The sequence below is a fragment of the Pseudomonas sp. NGC7 genome (assembly GCF_047159675.1).
GTDB classification, from domain to species: domain Bacteria; phylum Pseudomonadota; class Gammaproteobacteria; order Pseudomonadales; family Pseudomonadaceae; genus Aquipseudomonas; species Aquipseudomonas kermanshahensis.
Window position 1 is genome coordinate 2,469,389 of sequence record NZ_BAAFZY010000001.1, and the last position, 19,636, is coordinate 2,489,024.

At 62.5% G+C, this 19,636-nt stretch carries 21 protein-coding genes; 12 read left to right on the top strand and 9 right to left on the bottom strand.

What is annotated here, in order from left to right; translation table 11 throughout:
* Positions 1-85 precede the first annotated feature (85 nt).
* From ACMCNM_RS11305 to greB, 3 genes are all read left to right on the top strand, one after another.
* A complete protein-coding gene (locus tag ACMCNM_RS11305; protein ID WP_027593939.1) occupies positions 86-523 on the top strand; it encodes a DoxX family protein in 438 nt (145 codons plus the stop codon).
* A 208-nt stretch (positions 524-731) separates the two neighbouring features.
* Positions 732-1,049 carry a hypothetical protein gene (locus tag ACMCNM_RS11310; RefSeq protein WP_027593938.1) on the top strand — a complete coding sequence of 106 codons (318 nt, stop codon included), beginning with the start codon at positions 732-734 and terminating at the stop codon, positions 1,047-1,049.
* A gap of 11 nt (positions 1,050-1,060) precedes the next feature.
* Positions 1,061-1,531 carry a transcription elongation factor GreB gene (gene greB, locus ACMCNM_RS11315; RefSeq protein WP_099429931.1) on the top strand — a complete coding sequence of 157 codons (471 nt, stop codon included), beginning with the start codon at positions 1,061-1,063 and terminating at the stop codon, positions 1,529-1,531.
* A 115-nt stretch (positions 1,532-1,646) separates the two neighbouring features.
* Here the strand turns inward: greB and ACMCNM_RS11320 are convergent, their stop codons facing one another.
* Entirely contained in the window at positions 1,647-4,154 is a 2,508-nt protein-coding gene (locus ACMCNM_RS11320; protein WP_339548706.1) for an ABC transporter permease, read from the bottom strand.
* A 4-nt stretch (positions 4,155-4,158) separates the two neighbouring features.
* Positions 4,159-4,842, bottom strand: coding sequence for an ABC transporter ATP-binding protein (locus ACMCNM_RS11325; RefSeq protein WP_412764360.1), 684 nt, complete (start codon positions 4,840-4,842; stop codon positions 4,159-4,161).
* 10 nt (positions 4,843-4,852) lie between these two features.
* Here ACMCNM_RS11325 and ACMCNM_RS11330 point away from each other — a divergent pair, with 10 nt between their 5' ends.
* The 3 genes from ACMCNM_RS11330 to ACMCNM_RS11340 all read left to right on the top strand — a co-directional run bounded on the left by ACMCNM_RS11330 (position 4,853) and on the right by ACMCNM_RS11340 (position 6,895).
* A complete protein-coding gene (locus ACMCNM_RS11330) occupies positions 4,853-5,458 on the top strand; it encodes an arylesterase (protein WP_027593934.1) in 606 nt (201 codons plus the stop codon).
* Positions 5,459-5,516: 58 nt separating this feature from the next.
* On the top strand, positions 5,517-5,798 hold the full coding sequence (locus tag ACMCNM_RS11335; protein WP_186678979.1) for a hypothetical protein: 282 nt from the start codon (positions 5,517-5,519) through the stop codon (positions 5,796-5,798).
* Positions 5,799-5,917: 119 nt separating this feature from the next.
* Positions 5,918-6,895, top strand: a complete 978-nt coding sequence (locus ACMCNM_RS11340) for a L,D-transpeptidase family protein (RefSeq protein WP_186678978.1) — start codon at positions 5,918-5,920, stop codon at positions 6,893-6,895.
* A gap of 123 nt (positions 6,896-7,018) precedes the next feature.
* On the opposite strand, the gene oprI is transcribed toward ACMCNM_RS11340, so the two are convergent.
* Positions 7,019-7,270, bottom strand: coding sequence for an outer membrane lipoprotei OprI (gene oprI / locus ACMCNM_RS11345; protein ID WP_003259780.1), 252 nt, complete (start codon positions 7,268-7,270; stop codon positions 7,019-7,021).
* Between the two features lie 505 nt (positions 7,271-7,775).
* Between oprI and ACMCNM_RS11350 the strand changes: the two genes are divergently transcribed.
* A complete protein-coding gene (locus tag ACMCNM_RS11350; protein WP_025338432.1) occupies positions 7,776-8,057 on the top strand; it encodes a GNAT family N-acetyltransferase in 282 nt (93 codons plus the stop codon).
* A gap of 38 nt (positions 8,058-8,095) precedes the next feature.
* Here the strand turns inward: ACMCNM_RS11350 and ACMCNM_RS11355 are convergent, their stop codons facing one another.
* The gene (locus ACMCNM_RS11355; protein ID WP_027593931.1) at positions 8,096-9,172 is read right to left on the bottom strand and encodes a 3-deoxy-7-phosphoheptulonate synthase; all 1,077 of its coding nucleotides are present in this window, start codon (positions 9,170-9,172) and stop codon (positions 8,096-8,098) included.
* A gap of 233 nt (positions 9,173-9,405) precedes the next feature.
* Here ACMCNM_RS11355 and ACMCNM_RS11360 point away from each other — a divergent pair, with 233 nt between their 5' ends.
* From ACMCNM_RS11360 to cysB, 3 genes are all read left to right on the top strand, one after another.
* Positions 9,406-10,353 carry a putative 2-dehydropantoate 2-reductase gene (locus ACMCNM_RS11360; RefSeq protein WP_412764361.1) on the top strand — a complete coding sequence of 316 codons (948 nt, stop codon included), beginning with the start codon at positions 9,406-9,408 and terminating at the stop codon, positions 10,351-10,353.
* A gap of 105 nt (positions 10,354-10,458) precedes the next feature.
* Positions 10,459-10,956, top strand: coding sequence for a universal stress protein (locus ACMCNM_RS11365; RefSeq protein WP_027593929.1), 498 nt, complete (start codon positions 10,459-10,461; stop codon positions 10,954-10,956).
* Positions 10,957-11,085: 129 nt separating this feature from the next.
* Entirely contained in the window at positions 11,086-12,060 is a 975-nt protein-coding gene (gene cysB, locus ACMCNM_RS11370) for an HTH-type transcriptional regulator CysB (protein ID WP_176507456.1), read from the top strand.
* Between the two features lie 55 nt (positions 12,061-12,115).
* On the opposite strand, the gene ACMCNM_RS11375 is transcribed toward cysB, so the two are convergent.
* The 5 genes from ACMCNM_RS11375 to ACMCNM_RS11395 form a co-directional block, all read right to left on the bottom strand.
* Positions 12,116-12,850, bottom strand: a complete 735-nt coding sequence (locus tag ACMCNM_RS11375) for a phosphoadenylyl-sulfate reductase (RefSeq protein WP_186678962.1) — start codon at positions 12,848-12,850, stop codon at positions 12,116-12,118.
* Positions 12,851-12,955: 105 nt separating this feature from the next.
* Positions 12,956-14,299 (bottom strand): aminodeoxychorismate synthase component I, encoded by a 1,344-nt coding sequence (gene pabB / locus ACMCNM_RS11380; RefSeq protein WP_412764362.1) that lies wholly within the window; start codon positions 14,297-14,299, stop codon positions 12,956-12,958.
* A 220-nt stretch (positions 14,300-14,519) separates the two neighbouring features.
* On the bottom strand, positions 14,520-15,500 hold the full coding sequence (locus ACMCNM_RS11385; RefSeq protein WP_027593925.1) for an alpha-L-glutamate ligase-like protein: 981 nt from the start codon (positions 15,498-15,500) through the stop codon (positions 14,520-14,522).
* Positions 15,500-17,035, bottom strand: coding sequence for an inactive transglutaminase family protein (locus tag ACMCNM_RS11390; RefSeq protein ID WP_027593924.1), 1,536 nt, complete (start codon positions 17,033-17,035; stop codon positions 15,500-15,502). The genes ACMCNM_RS11385 and ACMCNM_RS11390 overlap by 1 nt, the downstream gene beginning before the upstream one ends.
* Before the next feature lie 5 nt (positions 17,036-17,040).
* Complete coding sequence (locus tag ACMCNM_RS11395; protein WP_027593923.1) at positions 17,041-17,577, bottom strand: ATP-dependent zinc protease; 537 nt, start codon at positions 17,575-17,577, stop codon at positions 17,041-17,043.
* Between the two features lie 293 nt (positions 17,578-17,870).
* Here ACMCNM_RS11395 and ACMCNM_RS11400 point away from each other — a divergent pair, with 293 nt between their 5' ends.
* The gene (locus ACMCNM_RS11400) at positions 17,871-18,587 is read left to right on the top strand and encodes a GntR family transcriptional regulator (RefSeq protein WP_027593922.1); all 717 of its coding nucleotides are present in this window, start codon (positions 17,871-17,873) and stop codon (positions 18,585-18,587) included.
* Complete coding sequence (gene prpB / locus ACMCNM_RS11405) at positions 18,584-19,474, top strand: methylisocitrate lyase (RefSeq protein ID WP_027593921.1); 891 nt, start codon at positions 18,584-18,586, stop codon at positions 19,472-19,474. Before ACMCNM_RS11400 ends, prpB begins: the two co-directional genes overlap by 4 nt.
* Positions 19,475-19,636 lie beyond the last annotated feature (162 nt).

The following is a 19,636-nucleotide window of genomic DNA, read 5'->3' on the forward strand; positions in this document are numbered from 1 at the left end:
GGGGTTTTTGCGATTTTCATATTCATTGAATTGATTATGATGGCGCCATTCCAACACAACTTCCCGGATTCAAGGACGCCACAACATGAACACCACCTCCCTCAACGCAGTGATCGCAACCCGTGCAGGCGCTGGCCTCAGCGTGATCCGTATCCTGGTCGGCATCATCTTCATGGCGCATGGCGCGCAGAAGCTGTTCGGCCTGTTTGGCGGCTATGGCCTGGAGGGCACCGGCCAGTGGATGGAAAGCATCGGGCTGGCACCGGGTTACCTGATGGCCTTGCTGTCTGGCAGCGCCGAGTTCTTCGGCGGCCTGGCCCTGGTGATCGGCTTGTTGGCGCGGCCAGCGGCCCTGGCGCTGACGGTGACCCTGGTGGTGGCGATCTTCTCGGTGCACATCGGCAACGGCCTGTTCATGTCCAACAATGGTTATGAATTCGCCCTGGCGCTGCTGGCCGGCACCTTGGCGGTGATGATTGAAGGTGCAGGTCGCTTCTCCCTCGACCGCCTGATCGCCCGCTGACAGGCCCCGGGCCTCAAGCTGCATCGTGCAGCTTGAGGCTTGAATCTTTGCGCTTCTAGCTCTAGCATACCGCCTGCGCCGATTTAAACAGCTACTTGCGGGGCGCAGGAGAGGCCCCCTCCGGGTCATCCGAAATACCGCTAAAGCGCTGGTTCGGTGACGCCTCCCACCGCTGCCCAGCGGGATTCGCGAGGCGGAGAGAAGCACCATGAGTTGCCCACGTAGCCCACGTACCAGTGTCTGTTTGAGCCCGTTGCCTGCAAACGAGGCCTCCCGCACACCGCGCATCCTGCTCGGTGGCCAGCATCAGCCTACCCTTTTGCGTCATCTCGAAGGCCTTTCACGTCGCAAGGGCCAGGCGCGTGCCTTTCTTATCCAGTTCACCGAAACCTGCTGCCATCTCGCGCAGTACGGCAACGACCGTTTCGACTTGGCGGTCATTCAGGCCCCGGCCTCTGCCGAGGCCGCCGAAGTCATTGGCCATCTCACCCGCATCGCTCGTCAAGGCCTGATCACCCGCCGTTGAGGAGAACGCTGTTGAGCACCAACATCATCACCACCGAAGGCCATGAGGCCCTGAAAAAAGAGCTGGATCACCTGTGGCGTGTCTACCGTCCCGAGATCACCCAGAAGGTGACCTGGGCGGCATCGCTGGGTGATCGCAGCGAGAATGCCGATTACCAGTACAACAAGAAGCTGTTGCGCGAGATCGATCGCCGGGTCCGGTACCTGCGCAAGCGCCTTGAAGATGTAAAGGTTGTGGCGTATTCGCCAGAGCAGGAAGGGAAGGTGTTTTTTGGTGCCTGGGTCGAGATCGAGAACGACGAGGGCGAGACCAAGAAGTTTCGCATTGTCGGGTATGACGAGATCTATGGGCGTAACGACTACATCTCGATCGACTCACCCATGGCCCGTGCCTTGCTCAAAAAGGAGGAGGGCGACGAGGTGGTGGTGCAGACCCCGACCGGCGACGCGGCCTGGTACGTCAACAGCATCAGCTACGTGTAGGAACGGCCCTAGGGGTATAACGCGGTCGGTGTGGGAGCGGCCTTGTGCCGCGATGGGGCGCAGAGCGGCCCCAGCATTCTTGAGTGAACAGCATTACGCTCCTGTAGCGGTTTTTTCACCCCTCCCGCAACACCGTCAACGGGCTGGCATTGAGCGCCCGCCGCGTGCCGAGCACCCCAGCACCCCCCACCAGCACTGCCCCTGCCAGCGGTAGCACAAGCAGCCACGGGTGCGGGTTCCATTGCAGGTCGAAGGCATAGCGGTACAGCACCAGCGTGATCAACTCGCAACCCAGTGCAGCCAGCAACCCGCTGGCTGCGCCCAGCAGGCCAAACTCGATACGTCTTGCCTTGACCAGCAATGGGCGTGCCGCGCCCAGTGCCCGCAGCAGGGCGCCTTGGCGAATGCGTTCGTCCAGTGTTGCCTGCAAGCCGGCGAACAGCACCGCCAAGCCTGCCGCCAAGACGAACAGCAGCACGTACTCGACCGCCAGGGTGACCTGGGCAAGGATACTGCGCAGCTGATCCAGCAGCGCGTCAACCTGCAGGATGGTCACCGCCGGGAAAGCCCGTGACAGCGCGACCACATCCAGGTCATGGCCTGGGGCCAGATAGAAGCTGGTGAGGTAAGTCGTGGGCAACCCCTGCAGCGTGCCAGGCTGGAAGATCATGTAGAAGTTCGGCTGGAAGCTGTCCCAGTGCACGCTACGCAGGCTGCTGACCCGGGCCTGGCGTTGCTGGCCCCCGATGTCGAAGGTCAGCAGGTCACCCAGTTGCAGCTTCAGGCTCGTGGCCAGTTCGGCCTCCACCGATACGCCCGGTATCTCATCGCCCGACGGCAGTGCCTGCCACCATTCGCCTGCCGTCAGTGCATTGCCATTGGGCAATTCGGCGGCCCACGTCAGGCTGAGGTCGCGTTGCACGGCGCGCTCGCCTGCGGAGTCCTTGCTGACGATCTGCTGCACCGGTTGCTGGTTGATCTGGATCAGACGGCCGGGCGTTACCGGGTACAGCGGTGCCGAGGCTGCATTGACCTGCTGCAGCTGTTGAGCGAAGGGCTCACGATCATCCGGCAGGATGTTCAGGGCAAAGTGGTTGGGGGCATCCTTGGGCAATTGTGCCTGCCAGGTGTCGAGCAGCTCGGCACGCAGCAATGCGACCAGTGCCATGGCCAGCAGAATCAGGCCAAAAGCCAGGGCCTGGCCAGCGGCAGCCAACGGATGGCGCAACAATTGTCCGAGCCCAAGGCGCCAGGCCAGCGGGGCACCGACCAACAGTTGGCGCAAGCTGCGCAGGCCCAGTAGCAGCAGGCCGCCGAGCACCACCGCCGCGACCAGGCCACCGCCCAGCAGTGCGAAGGTCAGCAGCAGGTCTAGGCTCAGGCGCCACATGATCAGGCCCAGGGCCAATAAGGCGGCGCCATACACCAGCCAACTGCTGGGTGGCACTGGCAGCAGGTCACGGCGCAGCACGCGCAGCGGGGGGACCTGGCCGAGGGCGGCGATGGGCGGCAGGGCGAAGCCAGCCAGGGCGACCAGCCCGGTGCCGATGCCGGCCAGCGCGGGTACGACACCGCCAGGCGGAACCACGCTCGGCAGCAGGCCGTGCAGCAGCCGGAACAGGCCCAGTTGTGCCAGCCAGCCGAGCAGGGCGCCTGCCACGGCAGCTACCAGGCCAAGCATGGCCAGCTGCACACAGTACAGGCCCAGGGCCTGCCGACGGGAAAGGCCCAGGCAGCGAAGCAGCGCACTGGCATCCAGGCGCCGGGCGGCGTAGCGGCTGGCCGACATGGCCACGGCGACGCCGGCCAGCAATACCGCCACCAGGCTTGCCATGTTCAAGTAGCGCTCCGCTTTGCTCAGGGCGCCCCCGATCTGGCGGTTGCCATCGCGGGTGTCGAGCAGGCGCTGGTTGGCCGCGAGGTCTTTCTCCACGGCCTGGCGGTACTGGGCCAGCGCTTCGACGTCGCCGCGCCACAGGTCGCGGTAGGACACCCGGCTGCCCGGCTGGATCACCCCGGTCGCGGCCAGGTCCGCCAGGTTCATCATTACCCGCGGGGTCAGGCTATAGAAGTTGTTGGCGCGGTCCGGCTCGTAGGTCAGTACGCGGCTCATGCGCAGGGTTTTCATGCCCACGTCGATGCTGTCACCGATCGCGAGCCCCAGCGCGGCCAGCAGCCTTGGTTCGACCCATGCCTCCCCAGGCGCCGGGCCACCCCCGGGGGTTTCCTCGGCATAGGGGGCGGCGGCACTGCGGACTTGCCCGCGCAGGGGGTAGGCGCCGTCGGCGGCCTTGACGCTAGACAGCTGGATGCCGCTGTCACCGCCCACCACGCTGGTGAACTCGACCACTTGGGCGTGGCGCAAGCCGAGGGCCTTGCCTGCGCTGATCTGTTCGTCCCGGGCAGGTGCGCTGCCTTGCAGCACCAGGTCGGCACCGAGGAATTCGCTGGCACGTAATTGCATGGCGCCGTTGAGGCGGGCACCGAAGTAACCAATCGCCGTACTGGCCGCAACGGCCACCAGCAGGGCAAAGAACAGCACGCGCACTTCGCTGGCGCGGATGTCGCGTAGCAACTGGCGCAACGCCAGGCCGCACAATCGGGAGAAGGGCATGCTGGTCATGGGCTCAGACCTCTACCGGGGCCACCAGGCGGCCGGCGTCCAGGCGGATAAGGCGCCGGCAGCGTTTGGCCAGGCGTTCGTCATGGGTGACCAGTACCAAGGTGGTGCCGCGCTCCTTGTTCAATTCGAACAGCAGGTCGCTGATGCGCTCGCCGGTGTGGCTGTCGAGGTTGCCGGTGGGCTCGTCGGCGAACAGCACGGCAGGTTGTGCCGCGAAAGCGCGGGCAATTGCTACCCGTTGTTGCTCGCCACCGGACAGCTGGCGCGGCGTGTGGCTCAGGCGCTTGCCCAGGCCAACCCGTTCGAGCAAGGTGCGCGCGTGTTCGCGGGCATCACGGCGGCCGTCCAACTCCAGGGGTAGCATGACGTTCTCCAAGGCGTTGAGGCTGTCCAGCAACTGGAATGACTGGAATACGAAGCCGACATGCTCGGCGCGCACACGGGCGCGCTGGTCTTCGTCCAGTGGGCCCAGGTCATGGCCGGCGAGGATGACCTTGCCGGCGCTGGGCTGGTCGAGGCCGGCGAGCAAGCCGAGCAACGTCGACTTGCCAGAACCCGAAGCACCGACGATGGCCAGGCTGTCGCCTTGGGCGAGATCGAGGGAGAGGGCGTGGAGGATGGTCAGATCGCCTTCCGCGCTGGGGACCACTTTGCTAAGGTTCTGCGCAACGAGAATGCTGGGGCCCATGGAGAATCCAATGCGAATGTGGTGGTTGAGTGCCGGTCTGGCCTTGTGTTGCCTTGCCCAGAGCGCCACGGCGGGAACGGTGCTGGTGGTTGGCGATAGTATCAGCGCCGGTTTTGGCCTGGATAGCCGCCAGGGGTGGGTCTCTTTGTTGCAGACCCGGCTCAAGGACGAAGGTTTCGATGATCAGGTGGTCAACGCGTCGATCAGCGGCGACACCAGTGCAGGAGGCCAGGCGCGGCTGCCGGCGCTGCTTGCAGCGCACAAGCCGGCGGTGGTGGTGCTGGAGCTGGGTGGCAATGACGGGCTGCGCGGGCAGCCGCCGCAGCAATTGCAACAAAATCTTGCTTCGATGATCGAGAGCGCTCGGCAAGCAGGTGCCAAGGTGCTGCTGTTGGGGATGCGCCTGCCGCCCAACTATGGTGTGCGTTACACCACGGCGTTTGCCCAGGTGTATGAACAGTTGGCTGCGGAAAAACAGGTGCCGTTGGTGCCGTTTTTCCTGGAGGGTGTGGGCGGTGTGCCGGCGCTGATGCAAGCTGATGGCATCCATCCTGCGCAAGGTGCCCAGCAGCGCCTGCTGGAAAATGCCTGGCCGGCGATAAAACCCTTGCTGTGACGCTTTAAACGGGGCCGGCTTTCGGCTAAGGTTGCGCCCCCCGTTTCGAGAGCCCCCGATGCCGCGCCCTGCCTGGTCCCTTTATGCCTACCAACTGATCGAGCCTGACGAACAGCTCGACCTGTTTGCCTGCCAGGAAATCCGCGTCCACTTGGCGGCCCGCCAGCTTGAGCTGGGCGTGCCGGTCGACCGTACCTTGTGCGGCAGTTTGCTGCCCGCGCAGCCGCGCTGGTCCGGCGTGCAACGGTCGATCTACCGCGATGACCGCCTGTGCGCACTCTGCCGCGCCATTCTCGACGCCCAGCGGCGCGGCATGCGCCCGGTGTGGCCGCAGCTTTGATGCCAAACCTGACACACCTTTCATCATCTGAAACGCTTGCGTGACGCCAATGCCTCCCGCTTGCATCGGTGCGGGTGTACAATCGATTCTCTTGACCCACCTTTCGAAGGATTTACCGGATGTTGCCGCGCTTTCCTGCCGTCACCCGTAGCCTGTCCCTGGCCGCCCTGCTGGTAGCGGGCCCCGCTGCTGCGCTGGAGCTGCCATTGCCACCCCCCGGTGAAGACATTGTCGGCCAGGTGCAGGTGATCAAGGCAAAGTACGAAGACACCTTCGCCGACATCGGCACTGCCAACGACCTTGGCTACCTGGAAATGATCGCCGCCAACCCGGGCGTCGACCCTTGGTTGCCGGGTGCCGGTACCGAAATTATCCTGCCGACCCGCTATGTGCTGCCGCCGGGGCCGCGCGAAGGCGTCGTCATCAACCTGGCCGAGTACCGTCTGTACTACTACCCGAAAGGGCAGAGCGTGGTGTACACCTTCCCGCTGGGCATTGGTCGTGAAGGTTGGGGGTCGCCGATCGCCAACACCAAGATCACCGCCAAGACCCCGAACCCGACCTGGACCCCGCCCGCTTCGATTCGCGCCGAGCACGCCGCCGACGGCGACATCCTGCCGACCGTGGTGCCTGCCGGGCCGGACAATCCGCTGGGCCCGTTCAAGTTCACCCTGGGTGTACCGGGTTACCTGATTCATGGTTCGAACAAGAAGTTTGGCATCGGCATGCGCACCAGCCACGGTTGCTTCCGCATGCTCAACAACAACGTGGTCGAGCTGTCGAAGATGGTGCCGGTAGGTACTCCGGTGCGCATCATCAACGAGCCTTACAAGTTCGGTATCAGTGCTGGCAAGGTCTACCTCGAAGCGCACACTCCGCTGGACGATCAAGGTAATCCGTCGGTGGTGGATAAGCACACTGCGGTTATCAATGCATTGCTCAAGCGTGAAGACCTGGCGAACAACCTGCGGATGAACTGGGACATGGTGCGTGACGTGGTTGCCGCTGAAGATGGCATGCCCGTCGAAATTGCCGTGCCGGTCGATAATCAGGGCGCGGCGCCGATGGTTTCGAGCATCCCGCCTGAACTGCAGTAAGCGTTCGCGACCTGCCCAGGGCCTGCCTTAGTGCAGGCCTTTTCGTTTGTGCACTGCGTGTTGCGCGGCAATAAAAAAGCCGACCCACAAGTGGGTCGGCTTCATAACAATCCGTGAGGACTATTACTTGCGGCTGGCTTTGTCCAGCATACGCAGAGCGCGCTCATTGGCTTCGTCAGCGGTTTGCTGAGCCTTCTGAGCGGCTGCCAGTGCGTCGTCAGCCTTACGGTAGGCTTCGTCTGCACGAGCTTGAGCGCGAGCTGCTGCGTCTTCAGTCGCAGTCAGACGAGCTTCGGTTTCTTTGGATACGCTGCTGCAACCGGTAGCCAGAACTGCGGCCAGAGCCAGAGCAGAGAATTTCAGAACGTTGTTCATCGTGTTCCCCTTCAAGGACTTTCTATTAAAGAGCCATCTCTCGGAAAAGAGAAACTGGCCGGCGTACATAGTACCCATTACTTGTAGTAAGTAAACTGACTGAGCGCAAGAACTGCAAAAAAAATGTTGCTCCAGGTCACGCCGACAAGATTTGCGACGCGTTTGTGAAAAAAACGTACAGGGGCCGCAACCGTCTGTACTACGGGAACTTTTTTGTTGAACTAACGGTGACTTTGTCTGTCGTTCAGCGTCTTAAGCCCTACAACATCCGGCTGCTGTTGGCGTAACGGGAAGAGTCCATTAGCGACGTTTTTTGCCGTTTTTAACCATTGCCACCTTGAGCAATCCTGCTTGCCGCGCCTACTATCTTGTGAATGCCCGAGGGTAGAACGATTGCAATCGTCCTGTGGTCCAAGGGGCAACAGGTGGCGTAGAGGATTCTGTGCCGGATAAACCACCATCGGTTAAGGTATGGGTCTGCCGAGAAGACCTGCGAGGAGTAGTGATGAGCGAAGCGCTGACCATCCACCATGACCAGGCCGGTCATCAGTTCGAGACCAACGTGGACGGTCATCGTGCCTATCTGACGTACATGGATCTGGGCAAGCAGACGCTGGACATCTATCGCACCTTCGTGCCTAACGCCCTGCGCGGGCGTGGCATTGCCGCAGCGCTGACCGAGCGGGCCCTGGAGTATGCCGAGCAGATGGGGTACACGGTGATTCCGTCGTGCTCTTATGTAGAACGCTACATGGAACGCCAGCAGCGTCACTCGAGCAAAGTCTGAACCTATAAAAAAAGGGCCGCTTAGCGGCCCTTTTTTTGTCAGCCGCGCTGGCGCTGCGGCAGTACATCCTTGAGCTTGGCGTGCATGCTGCGCAAGGTCTTCTCAGTCGCAGCCCAGTCAATGCAGGCGTCGGTCACCGAAACACCGTATTGCAGTTCGTTCAGGTCTTTCGGAATCGACTGGCAGCCCCAGTTCAGGTGGCTCTCGACCATCAGGCCGATGATCGACTGGTTACCTTCGAGGATTTGGTTGGCGACGTTTTCCATCACCAGTGGCTGCAGGGCCGGGTCCTTGTTGGAGTTGGCGTGGCTGCAGTCGACCATGATGTTGGCCTTGATCTTGGCCTTGGCCAGGTCCTGTTCGCACAAGGCGACGCTGACCGAGTCATAATTGGGCTTGCCATTGCCGCCGCGCAGCACCACGTGACCGTAAGGGTTGCCCTTGGTGGTGACGATGGAGACGCCGCCTTCCTGGTTGATGCCAAGGAAGCGGTGCGGTTTGGACACTGACTGCAGGGCGTTGATCGCAACGGTCAGGCCGCCATCGGTGCCGTTCTTGAAGCCGACCGCCGAAGACAGGCCCGAGGCCATTTCGCGGTGGGTCTGGGATTCGGTGGTGCGGGCGCCGATGGCCGACCAGCTGATCAGGTCCTGCAGGTACTGCGGGGAGATCGGGTCGAGCGCTTCGGTAGCGGTCGGCAGGCCCATTTCAGCCAGGTCCAGCAGCAGTTGGCGGCCGATGTGCAGGCCGTCCTGGATCTTGAACGAGTCATCCAGGTACGGATCGTTGATCAGGCCTTTCCAGCCTACGGTGGTGCGCGGCTTCTCGAAGTACACGCGCATGACCAGATAGAGGGTGTCGGACACTTCCGCAGCCAATACCTTCAGGCGTTCGGCGTACTCGTGGGCAGCCTTGATGTCGTGGATGGAGCAGGGGCCGACCACGACGAACAGGCGATGGTCCTTGCCGTCGAGAATATCGCGCACCACTTGGCGGCCGGCAGTCACGGTCTGCAGGGCCGTGGCGCTGAGGGGGATTTCCTTCTTGAGCTGATCGGGCGTGATCAGGGTCTCGTTGGAGGCAACGTTTAAGTCGTCGATCGGTAAATCAGCCATCGTGTTACTCGTCAGGTCACGGGTGCCGGCCGCCAGCAATCCCCGTGCGGCCCAGCAGCAAGAATGTTCGCAGCGGGGAGCCGAACCTTAGCGCGTTACAGGTGGCGCGACAATGGGCTTTGGCCTGTCAGGGCAGGGATTTTCCCGTGCTGGCGGCGCTGTTGTGCGATTGGGGTGCCCAGCGGGCCGGAACGGGTGTAAAAAAGCGCACTGACATTTACCTGGAGATCGGCATGCATCCGCGCAAACCACGTATTGGGATCATCGGCAGTGGTGCCATTGGCGGCTTTTATGGGTTGATGCTGGCGCGGGCCGGTTTCGACGTGCACTTCCTGCTGCGCAGCGAATACCAGGTGGTGCGCGACCAGGGGCTGGTGCTTGAAAGTGCCGTGCATGGCCCGTTGCAGATGCAGGTTCAGGCGTATGCCAATGTTGCCGACATGCCGCAATGCGACTGGCTGCTGGTGGGTGCCAAGGCCACCAGCAACCACCAGCTGGCGCCGCTGATCGTGCAGGCCGCTGCACCTGACGCACGCGTGGTGCTGCTGCAGAATGGCCTGGGTGTGGAGGAGCAACTGCGCCCGGCATTGCGCGACGACATGCACCTGCTCGGCGGCCTGTGCTTCATTTGCGTCAATCGCCAGGCCCCGGGTGTGATCCGCCATCAGGCGCTGGGTGCGGTCAACCTGGGCTATCACAGTGGGCCGGCAAGCGAGGGTGGTGCTGCGCTGGTCAAGGAGGGGGCAGGGCTGTTCCAGGCGGCGGGTATCGATTCGCAGGCCATGGACAACCTGAGCCAGGCCCGTTGGCAGAAGCTGGTGTGGAACGTGCCGTATAACGGGCTTTCGGTGTTGCTCGGCGCCAGCACCACGCCGCTGATGGCCGACCCGCATAGCCGGGCGCTGATCCAGGCGTTGATGGACGAGGTGGTGCAAGGCGCTGCAGCGTGTGGCCATGAGCTGCCCGAGGGGTATGCCGAGCATCTGTTCCAGGTCACCGAACGGATGCCCGACTACTGGCCAAGCATGTACCACGACCATGCCCAGCAGCGCCCGCTGGAGCTTCAGGCCATTTATGGCGAGCCGCTGGCGCGCGCACGGGCGGCGGGCTGCAGCTTGCCGCGCATGGAGATGCTGTACCAGGCGCTGTCGTTCATCAGCCGCGATACACGCCCCATCTGACGCCTCCTGCGGCCCGCGCCAGCAGCACGCCGGACGGCAAAGCGTGCGTGCGGCGCGCTGCTAAGCTGAAACTTGCTCTGCCGCAGCGGCAGTCGAGGAGGTCGAATGATCCGCTCCATGCTGTACGCCACCGACCTCGGTGTCTACGCCCCTTTTGTCATGCAGCACGCCCTGGCATTGGCGCGCACGTTCAATGCGGAGTTGTATGTGATTCACGCCGTGGAGCCCATGGGCCAGTTCGCCGAGTCGCTGCTGCAAAGCTATCTCGATGAGCAGACGCTTGACCAGTTGCACAGCCAGGGCGTCAACACGGTCATGGCCAATATCGAACAGCGCGTGCTGGAAAATTTTCGCGATGAACTGGGCGAGGAGGCGGACCTTGCGGTCATCAAGGCGGTGCGTGTGCGCCAGGGTGACCCTGCCCAGGTCATACTCGACCAGGCGCAGCGCTTGAGCGTCGATTTGCTGATTTTCGGAAGCCACAGTGCCGGTGCGGGCGTTGATGTGCCGCTGGGGCGAACGGCGGTGCGGTTGCTGCAGTTGTCGCCTGTGCCGGTGTATATGGTGCCGCTTGCACAGCACCTGGGACGTAGGAAAACGTGAAGCTGGCTGTAGGCTATTACTGGGGCGCGTGTAACAAAATAGTTCTAGATTTATTTCCAGAACCACTAATATAGTTATATATCGTCGCTGCCTGCTGCCGCTGACTCACCGCTGAACCGAGGGAAACCTATGAAGCTTCAACAACTGCGCTACATCTGGGAAGTGGCGCACCACGACCTCAACGTCTCCGCGACGGCGCAGAGCCTGTATACCTCCCAGCCAGGTATCAGCAAGCAGATCCGTTTGCTCGAAGATGAGCTGGGCGTTGAAGTCTTTGCCCGCAGCGGCAAGCACCTGACCCGCGTCACGCCGGCAGGTGAGCGCATCATCAATACCGCTGGCGAAATCCTGCGCAAGGTCGAGAGCATCAAGCAGATCGCCCAGGAATTCTCCAACGAGAAGAAGGGCACCCTGTCCATCGCCACCACCCACACCCAGGCCCGCTACGCGCTGCCGCCGGTGATCAGCAGCTTCATCAAGCAGTACCCGGAAGTGGCCCTGCACATGCACCAGGGCTCGCCGATGCAAATTGCCGAGATGGCCGCTGATGGCACTGTCGACTTCGCCATCGCCACCGAGGCGCTGGAGTTGTTCGGCGACCTGATCATGATGCCGTGCTACAAGTGGAACCGCTGCGTGGTGGTTCCGCAGGGGCACCCGCTGGCCAAGCTGCCGAAGCTGACCCTGGAAGCCGTTGCCGAATACCCGATCGTCACTTACGTCTTCGGGTTTACCGGCCGTTCCAAGCTGGACGAAGCCTTTAACCATCGCGGCCTGACGCCGAAAGTGGTGTTCACCGCCGCCGACGCCGACGTGATCAAGACATACGTGCGCCTTGGGCTGGGTGTGGGCATCGTGGCCAAGATGGCCGTTGACACCAAGCTCGACAGCGACCTGGTGGCCCTGGATGCCAGCGAACTGTTCGAGGCCAGCATCACCAAGATCGGCTTCCGCCGTGGCACTTTCCTGCGCGGCTTCATGTGCGACTTCATCGAGAAGTTCGCCCCGCACCTGACCCGCGAAGTGATGGCCAAAGCCATCCAGTGCCATAACAAGCAAGAGCTTGAAGAGCTGTTCGAAGGCGTCGAGCTGCCGGTGCACTAAGCCGTTCGAGCATGAAAAAACCGGCCCAGTGGGCCGGTTTTTCTTTACCTGTCGATTAGCCCTTGCTGATCAGGTTGCCGGCGTGCAGGCCGCATTCCTTCTGGGTCGACTCTTCCCACCACCAGCGGCCCTCGCGCTCGTGCTGGTTCGGCAGCACCGGGCGTGTGCACGGTTCGCAGCCAATGCTGATGAAGCCGCGCTCGTGCAGGCTGTTGTAGGGCAGCTCGAGCATGCGGATGTAGCCCCACACTTCTTCGCTGCTCATCTGTGCCAGCGGGTTGAACTTGTACAGGGTGCGCTCGGGGGTAGAGAAGGCGCTGTCGATCTCCAGTGCCGCCACCTGGCTACGCGTGCCAGGGCTCTGGTCGCGTCGCTGGCCGGTGGCCCAGGCGCTTACCGTGGCCAGTTTGCGGCGCAGGGGTTCGATCTTGCGGATGCCGCAGCACTCGCCGTGGCCGTCCTTGTAGAAGCTGAACAGGCCCTTTTCCTTGACGAACGGATCGAGCTTGCTGCGATCCGGGCTGAGGATTTCGATCGGCAAGTCATAGTGCTCACGGACCTGGTCGATGAAGCGGTAGGTCTCCGGGTGCAGGCGGCCAGTGTCGAGGCTGAAGACCTTGACCTGTTTGTTCAGCTTCCAGGCCATGTCGACCAGCACCACATCCTCGGCGCCGCTGAAGGAGATCCACAAGTCGTCGCCGAAATGCTCGAAGGCGAGTTTCAGGATGTCTTGTGGTGACTTGTTGGCATAGGTCGCGGCGAGGGCGGCGACGTCGAAGGGTTGGCTCATCAGGCGGTTTCCATCTTGGCTGTGGCGCTGTGCGCTCGTAATGAGGTGATGGTAACAAAAAAATGCTGGGTTAGACGCCTGGCATAAAGGCCTTGTGGCACCGAATCAGAGCTGTTGCAAGGTCTCCATCAGCACCCGCACCTTGGCAATCGATTCTTCGTATTCCGACGCCCAGTCGGAGTCCGCCACCACTGCGCCGCCGCCCCAGCAACTGGCTTGGCCGTCCTTGATCAGCACACTGCGGATGGCGATGGAGCTGTCCATCTCGCCGCGCACATCCACGTACAGCAACGAGCCGCAATACAGTGCACGGCGGCTGGGCTCCAGTTCGTCGATGATCTGCATGGCGCGGATCTTCGGCGCCCCGGTGATCGAGCCGCCGGGGAAGCTGTCGCCGATCAGGTCGAGTGGGTCCTTGTCGGTGGCCAATTGCCCGGTGATGCTGCTGACCAGGTGGTGAACGTTGGGGTAGCTTTCCAGGCTGAACAACTCGGGCACCTTGACCGAGCCGATCTGGCAGGTACGGCCCAGGTCGTTGCGCAGCAGGTCGACGATCATCAGGTTTTCCGAGCGGTCTTTGGGGCTGTTCAGCAGCTCTTCGGCGTTGCGGGTGTCCTGGTCGGGGTTGCTAGAGCGTGGCCGGGTACCCTTGATCGGGCGAGTCTCGACCAGCCCTTGGCTGACGCAAATGAACCGCTCCGGCGAGAAGCTCAGCAGTGCGCTGCCATCGGCCAGTTGCTGGTAACCGGAGAATGGCGTCGGGCACGCTTTGCGCAGCGCCTGATAGGCGCGCCACGGGTCGCCCTGGCACGGTGCGCGGAAGCGTTGTGTCAGGTTGATCTGGTAGCAATCGCCGGCCTGAATGTAGCGTTGCACCTGGTCGAACGCTGCTTGGTAGTGCTCGGGCTTCAAGTCGCCGGTCATATTGGCCAGCAGGTGGAAATCGCCAGTTGCAGCACAATCGGGGGCTTCGAACAGGGCAATCAGGCGCTCGCGCTCAGCGCTTGCCAGGCTCGGGTGGAACACCAGCTGGCTGGTTGCCAGCGTGTGGTCGGTCACCAATGCCCAGCGGTAAAGGCCAAGTTGTGCATCGGGCAGGCCGAGATCATCGACGGCCAGGCTGGGCAGGTTTTCCAGGCGCCGGCCGAAGTCGTAGCTGAGGTAGCCGATCAGGCCGCCGGCAAACGGCAGTTCCACCCCAACCGGCAAGTCGGCGTGGCCCAGTTGCGCCAGCCCTGCGCGCAGCCGTTGCAGGAAGGCGCGGCCGTCCTCGTCTGCGTAGGCTTGTAGGTGTTGCACGGGCCAGGCGCTGAGCAAGTCGAAGCGGCCGCGTTCGGCACCGGGGCGGGCACTGTCGAGCAGAATCGCGCCGGGCGCCTGGCGCAGGCGGGCGAAATAGGCGGCAGGGTCAGGCTGGTAGGGCAGGGGGTGGAGCGTACAGGTCGGCATCAGTGTGGACGGCGATGTAAAAGCGAGGAGGGCGATTGTAGACCTGTGTAGGAAATGCGCCTAGCGCTGGAACGACATTCAAACGTTGTGTTGAAGCCGAGGGCTGCTTTGCAGCCCATTCGCGGGTCAAGCCCGCTCCCACAATACGGTGTTGCGCTCAAGCTGTGGGAGCGGGCTTGCCCCGCGAATGGCTCGCGAAGCGGGCCCCGTCGTTACTGACTCAGCGCGGATGCACGTGCCCGAACAGCCCTTGCGAGACACGAACGCGCTGTTCGGCATCCTCGGTCACACCGTCCTTGGCCAGCGCCTCGATGTGCGCCTCGATGGCGTGGGTGCGCTGGGTCAGCCCGCAGTCGTTGGCAATCTGGATGTTCAGGCCTGGGCGGGCGTTGAGTTCCAGAATCAGTGGGCCCTTTTCCTGGTCCAGCACCATGTCCACACCGATGTAGCCCAGGCCGCACAGCTCGTAGCAGCCAGCCGCAAGCTTCATGAAGCCGTCCCAGTTCGGCAGTTGCACGCCGTCCACGGCGTTGGTGGTGTCCGGGTGCTTGCTGATGATGTTGTTCAGCCAGGTGCCGCGCAGGGTCACCCCCGTGGCCAGGTCGACACCTACGCCGATGGCGCCCTGGTGCAGGTTGGCCTTGCCGCCGGACTGGCGGGTCGGCAGGCGCAGCATGGCCATGACCGGGTAGCCCATCAGCACGATGATGCGGATGTCCGGCACGCCTTCGTAGCTGATGCTCTTGAAGATCTGGTCCGGCGTGACCCGGTACTCGATCAGCGCCCGGTCGCGGTGACCACCCAGCGAGTACAGGCCGGTAAGGATGCTCGAGATCTGGTGCTCGATTTCCTCGTGGCTGATGATCTTGCCCGACACCGTGCGGTAGCGGTCCTCGAAGCGGTCGGCGATCACCAGGATGCCGTCACCGCCGGCGCCTTGCGCCGGTTTGATGACGAAGTCACTGCGCCCGCCGATGATTTCATCGAGCTTCTCGATCTCTTTCTCGGTCTCGATGACGCCGTACATTTCCGGCACATGAATGCCGGCCGCGAGCGCGCGCTCTTTGGTGATGATTTTGTCGTCGACGATCGGGTACAGGTGGCGCTTGTTGTACTTCAGGACATAGTCCGCGTTGCGCCGGTTGATACCCATGATGCCCCGGGCCTCCAGGGCTTTCCAGGTCTTGATCAGTCCGAACATCAGGCATCAGCCTTCTTCAGGAACGCCTTGAAGCGAACGAGCTCGGTCAGGCGGTAGCCGCGGTAGCGACCCATCGCCAGCATGAAGCCCACCAGAATCAGCAGCACCGCCGGGAAGGTGAAGACGAAGTACACCAGCTCCGGCACCATCATCAGCAGGTGCGCGACGGACGCTGCGAACAGGGTGCCGATGGCCACTTTCATGGCATGGCCACCGCCGCGCTCTTCCCAGGTGATCGACAGGCGTTCGATGGTCATGGTCAGGATCACCATCGGGAACAGCGCCACCGACAACCCGCGCTCCAGGCCCAGCTTGTGGCTGAACAGGCTGATGGCGGCGATCAGCACCACCACGAAGGTCAGCACCACCGACAGGCGTGGCAGCATCTGCAGCTTGAGGTGTTCGAGGTACGAGCGCAGTGACAGGCCCAGCGCCGTGATCACCGTGAACAACACGATCCCGAAGCCCAGTTGGGTTTCGCGGAAGGCCAGGGCGATCAGGACCGGGGTGAAGGTACCCAGGGTCTGCAGGCCGATCAGGTTGCGCAGCACCAGGATCACCAGCACGCCGATTGGGATCATCACCATGATCATGAAGGTCTGCTGGGTCTGCAGCGGCAGGCCGTACAGCGAGTACTCGAGGAAGTCGGCGTCGGTGTTCTCGTCGGTCAGCTTGGCCAGGCGGATGGCATTCATCTCGCTGTTGTTCATGCTGAAGGTGACGTTGGCTTTCTTGCCGCCATCGACGGTGATCAGGTTGTCATCACCGGTCCACCACAGCAGGCGGTCGTTGGGCAGGCCCTGCTCGCCGGTGTCCGGGTTAAAGTACAGCCAGTCGTTGCCGTTGAAGCTGCGCAGCCACAGCTCTGGGGTCTGCGGGGTGTCGGCGACCAGGCGGATGGTGTGGACCTTTTCCATCGGCACGTGGGCGATGGACAACAGCAGGTCGATGACCTGGGCCTTCTTCATGGCCGAGGTGTCGCCGGCCAGCAGCAGCTTGACGTTGTCGTCGTTGAGGTTGTTGACCCGCTTGATGGTCTCGCTGACGAAGGTTTCGACGTCGGCCGAATGCTGGCGGATAGGCGCCATCAGGGCTTCGGCAGCGATCTTCTCGGGGCCGTCGACTGCCAGGCTGTCACGGAAGGTCGGGCCCTTGATGGTGGTCTTTTCGTTGCTGTAGCGCTTGGTCAGCACCAGGCGGTAGTAGAGCGTCTGGTTGCCGCTGGCGCGGCGTGCCGACCAGGTCACCTTGCGGTTGCCGTCGGCACGGTTGACGCTCACCCCATAGTTGTTGGAGATGAAGCTCTCGTTGAGGCTGACGTAGTCGCGGTTCAGTGGCGGCACGAACATCTGCACCTTGACCGGGTCCTTGGTGCTGGCCACGAACTCGACCTTGGCGTCGATATTCCACAGGTCGTCGGTTTCGTCTTCGGTCACCGGGATGCCGAGGAAGAAGATCTGATAAGCGGTGACCGCCACGCCCAGCAGCACCAGGACGGTGATCAGGACTTTCAGATGGAGGGTAAGAGAGCGCATCGGGATTACTCTGCTTTAGGAGCGTCGGTGGCACAGGCAGGTTTGCCGGCCGCGTATTTAAGGCTTGGGTCGACCAGCGCGTCGAAGTGCTTGAGCGCCTCGGAGCCGATCAGCAGCGGGAACTGGAACGCGCTGCGGTCGGTGAGGTTGACTTCGATGGTGCGCAGGGCCTGGCCCATGCAGATTTCGAGTTCGATGACCGGGCGCGCGGTGTAGGCCTTGCCCGATTCGGCATCGTAGTCGCCTGCCCGTCGCTTGATCTTGCTGACGCGCGCGAGGGGGCGTTCGATCGGGTGCGAATGGGCGGCATCGATGGCCAGGTAGAAACGCACCCAGCTCTCGCCGTTGCGCTTGAAGCGCTTGATGTCGCGGGCGCTGAGCGAGGCGGTCTTGGCACCGGTGTCGAGCTTGGCGGCCACTTCCAGGTCCAGGTCGCCCAGCTTTGCGTATTCGTTGAGACCGTACACGGTCTTGCCCGCCGCTTGGCCGATGGCCGGCAGCAGGGTGAGGCATAGCAGCAATAAAACGGGTGTAAGTCTCATAATCCTGGCGCGGTACTGTGCAGGGTTCGGGGCAAGGCGACTGGCAACGACTGCGCAAGCTTCCTCGTTCATCTGTCAACAACATGAATAGATGACAGACACGCTATCCATACTCCGTCGGAGGCGCGGCATTCTATCACGCCGACGTCTTGACGCCAGCGCGTCGCGATCTGACAGCAGCGGGGCAGGGTTAGTTCGTTATTAGACGATTGTCGACAATGTTCATTTTGTCTTTGACTGATCGCGCTGAATTAGCTAATTTCTGGCCATGTGATTATCAGGGTGTCGACAATATGCTGGACCTATCCACTCCCAGCCCAGCGTTGGCGGACGAAACGGAAACCTTGTCCGAAAACGTCTTTCGGCGCATCCAAGCGGCCATCGTCAAGGGCGACATCGCCCCGGGCAGCAAAATTTCCGAGCCGGAGCTGGCGCGGACCTACGGTATCAGCCGCGGGCCGCTGCGCGAGGCCATCCACCGCCTCGAAGGCCAGCGCCTGCTGGTGCGCGTGCCGCATGTCGGGGCGCGGGTGGTGTCGCTCAACCATGCCGAGCTGATCGAGTTGTACGAAATCCGCGAATCGCTTGAGGGCATGGCCTGCCGCCTGGCCGCTGAGCGCATGAGCCAGGCCGATATCGACGAACTGCGCCGGGTGCTCGACACCCATGAGCGCGATGCGGCGTTCCAGGCGGGTGTCGGCTACTACCAGCAGGAAGGTGACTACGACTTCCACTACCGGATCATCCAGGGCAGCGGCAACCAGACCCTGGTCAAGATGCTGTGTGGCGAGCTGTACCAGCTGGTGCGCATGTACCGCATCCAGTTCTCCGCCACGCCCAATCGGCCACGCCAGGCGTTTGCCGAACACCACCGGATTCTCGATGCCATCGCCGACCGTGACGGTGAACTGGCCGAACTCCTGATGCGCCGCCACATCGGCGCGTCCAAACGCAACATCGAGCGTCACTACCTGGACGCCAACGACAATAGCCCACGAGGTGATTCATGACTGTGAAGAGCACGCCCGGCCAACGTTTCCGCGACGCGGTTGCCGCCGAACATCCCTTGCAGGTAGTCGGCGCCATCAACGCCAACCATGCCCTGCTGGCCAAGCGCGCCGGCTTCAAGGCCATCTACTTGTCCGGTGGCGGCGTGGCTGCAGGCTCCCTGGGCCTGCCGGACCTGGGTATCAGCGGCCTGGACGATGTGCTCACCGATGTGCGCCGCATCACCGACGTCTGCGACGTGCCGCTGCTGGTGGATGTCGACACCGGTTTCGGTGCCTCGGCGTTCAACGTGGCGCGTACCGTGCGCTCGATGAGCAAGTTCGGCGCAGCCGCCATCCACATCGAAGACCAGGTTGGCGCCAAGCGTTGTGGCCACCGCCCGAACAAGGAAATCGTCACCCAGCAGGAAATGGTCGACCGTATCAAGGCCGCCGTCGATGCCCGTACCGATGACAGCTTCGTGATCATGGCGCGCACCGATGCCCTGGCCGTCGAAGGCTTGAATGCTGCGTTGGACCGTGCCGCAGCCTGCGTCGAGGCCGGCGCCGACATGATCTTCCCGGAGGCCATTACCGAGCTTTCGATGTACAAAACCTTCGCTGACCGTGTGCAAGCGCCGATCCTGGCCAACATCACTGAATTCGGCGCCACCCCGCTGTACACCACCGAAGAGCTGGCGTCGGTCGACGTGTCGCTGGTGCTGTACCCGCTGTCGGCGTTCCGCGCCATGAACAAGGCGGCCGAGAATGTCTACACGGCGCTGCGTCGTGACGGCACCCAGAAGAATGTGGTCGACACCATGCAGACCCGCATGGAGCTCTACGATGCCATTGGTTACCACGCCTTCGAGCAGAGCCTCGATGCGTTGTTTGCCCAGAAGAAAGGTTGAGTGATTGCCTGTGCTGACCCTTTCGCGGGACAAGCCCGCTCCCACAGGGGTGGCACAGGTCCAAGGCATGGCGCTGTACCTGTAGGAGCGGGCTTGCCCCGCGAAGAGGCCGGTACAGGCAAACCGAATTAGCCAGCAAGAAATCCATAACAAATTCAAGAA

Coding starts and splice junctions, on each gene's coding strand:
- ACMCNM_RS11305 (WP_027593939.1), top strand. CDS start 86: ATGAACACCACCTCCCTCAACGCAGTGATCGCAACCCGTGCAGGCGCT.
- ACMCNM_RS11310 (WP_027593938.1), top strand. CDS start 732: ATGAGTTGCCCACGTAGCCCACGTACCAGTGTCTGTTTGAGCCCGTTG.
- ACMCNM_RS11320 (WP_339548706.1), bottom strand. CDS start 4,154: ATGACCAGCATGCCCTTCTCCCGATTGTGCGGCCTGGCGTTGCGCCAG.
- ACMCNM_RS11325 (WP_412764360.1), bottom strand. CDS start 4,842: ATGGGCCCCAGCATTCTCGTTGCGCAGAACCTTAGCAAAGTGGTCCCC.
- ACMCNM_RS11330 (WP_027593934.1), top strand. CDS start 4,853: ATGCGAATGTGGTGGTTGAGTGCCGGTCTGGCCTTGTGTTGCCTTGCC.
- ACMCNM_RS11335 (WP_186678979.1), top strand. CDS start 5,517: ATGCCGCGCCCTGCCTGGTCCCTTTATGCCTACCAACTGATCGAGCCT.
- ACMCNM_RS11340 (WP_186678978.1), top strand. CDS start 5,918: ATGTTGCCGCGCTTTCCTGCCGTCACCCGTAGCCTGTCCCTGGCCGCC.
- oprI (WP_003259780.1), bottom strand. CDS start 7,270: ATGAACAACGTTCTGAAATTCTCTGCTCTGGCTCTGGCCGCAGTTCTG.
- ACMCNM_RS11350 (WP_025338432.1), top strand. CDS start 7,776: ATGAGCGAAGCGCTGACCATCCACCATGACCAGGCCGGTCATCAGTTC.
- ACMCNM_RS11355 (WP_027593931.1), bottom strand. CDS start 9,172: ATGGCTGATTTACCGATCGACGACTTAAACGTTGCCTCCAACGAGACC.
- ACMCNM_RS11360 (WP_412764361.1), top strand. CDS start 9,406: ATGCATCCGCGCAAACCACGTATTGGGATCATCGGCAGTGGTGCCATT.
- ACMCNM_RS11365 (WP_027593929.1), top strand. CDS start 10,459: ATGATCCGCTCCATGCTGTACGCCACCGACCTCGGTGTCTACGCCCCT.
- cysB (WP_176507456.1), top strand. CDS start 11,086: ATGAAGCTTCAACAACTGCGCTACATCTGGGAAGTGGCGCACCACGAC.
- ACMCNM_RS11375 (WP_186678962.1), bottom strand. CDS start 12,850: ATGAGCCAACCCTTCGACGTCGCCGCCCTCGCCGCGACCTATGCCAAC.
- pabB (WP_412764362.1), bottom strand. CDS start 14,299: ATGCCGACCTGTACGCTCCACCCCCTGCCCTACCAGCCTGACCCTGCC.
- ACMCNM_RS11385 (WP_027593925.1), bottom strand. CDS start 15,500: ATGTTCGGACTGATCAAGACCTGGAAAGCCCTGGAGGCCCGGGGCATC.
- ACMCNM_RS11390 (WP_027593924.1), bottom strand. CDS start 17,035: ATGCGCTCTCTTACCCTCCATCTGAAAGTCCTGATCACCGTCCTGGTG.
- ACMCNM_RS11395 (WP_027593923.1), bottom strand. CDS start 17,577: ATGAGACTTACACCCGTTTTATTGCTGCTATGCCTCACCCTGCTGCCG.
- ACMCNM_RS11400 (WP_027593922.1), top strand. CDS start 17,871: ATGCTGGACCTATCCACTCCCAGCCCAGCGTTGGCGGACGAAACGGAA.
- prpB (WP_027593921.1), top strand. CDS start 18,584: ATGACTGTGAAGAGCACGCCCGGCCAACGTTTCCGCGACGCGGTTGCC.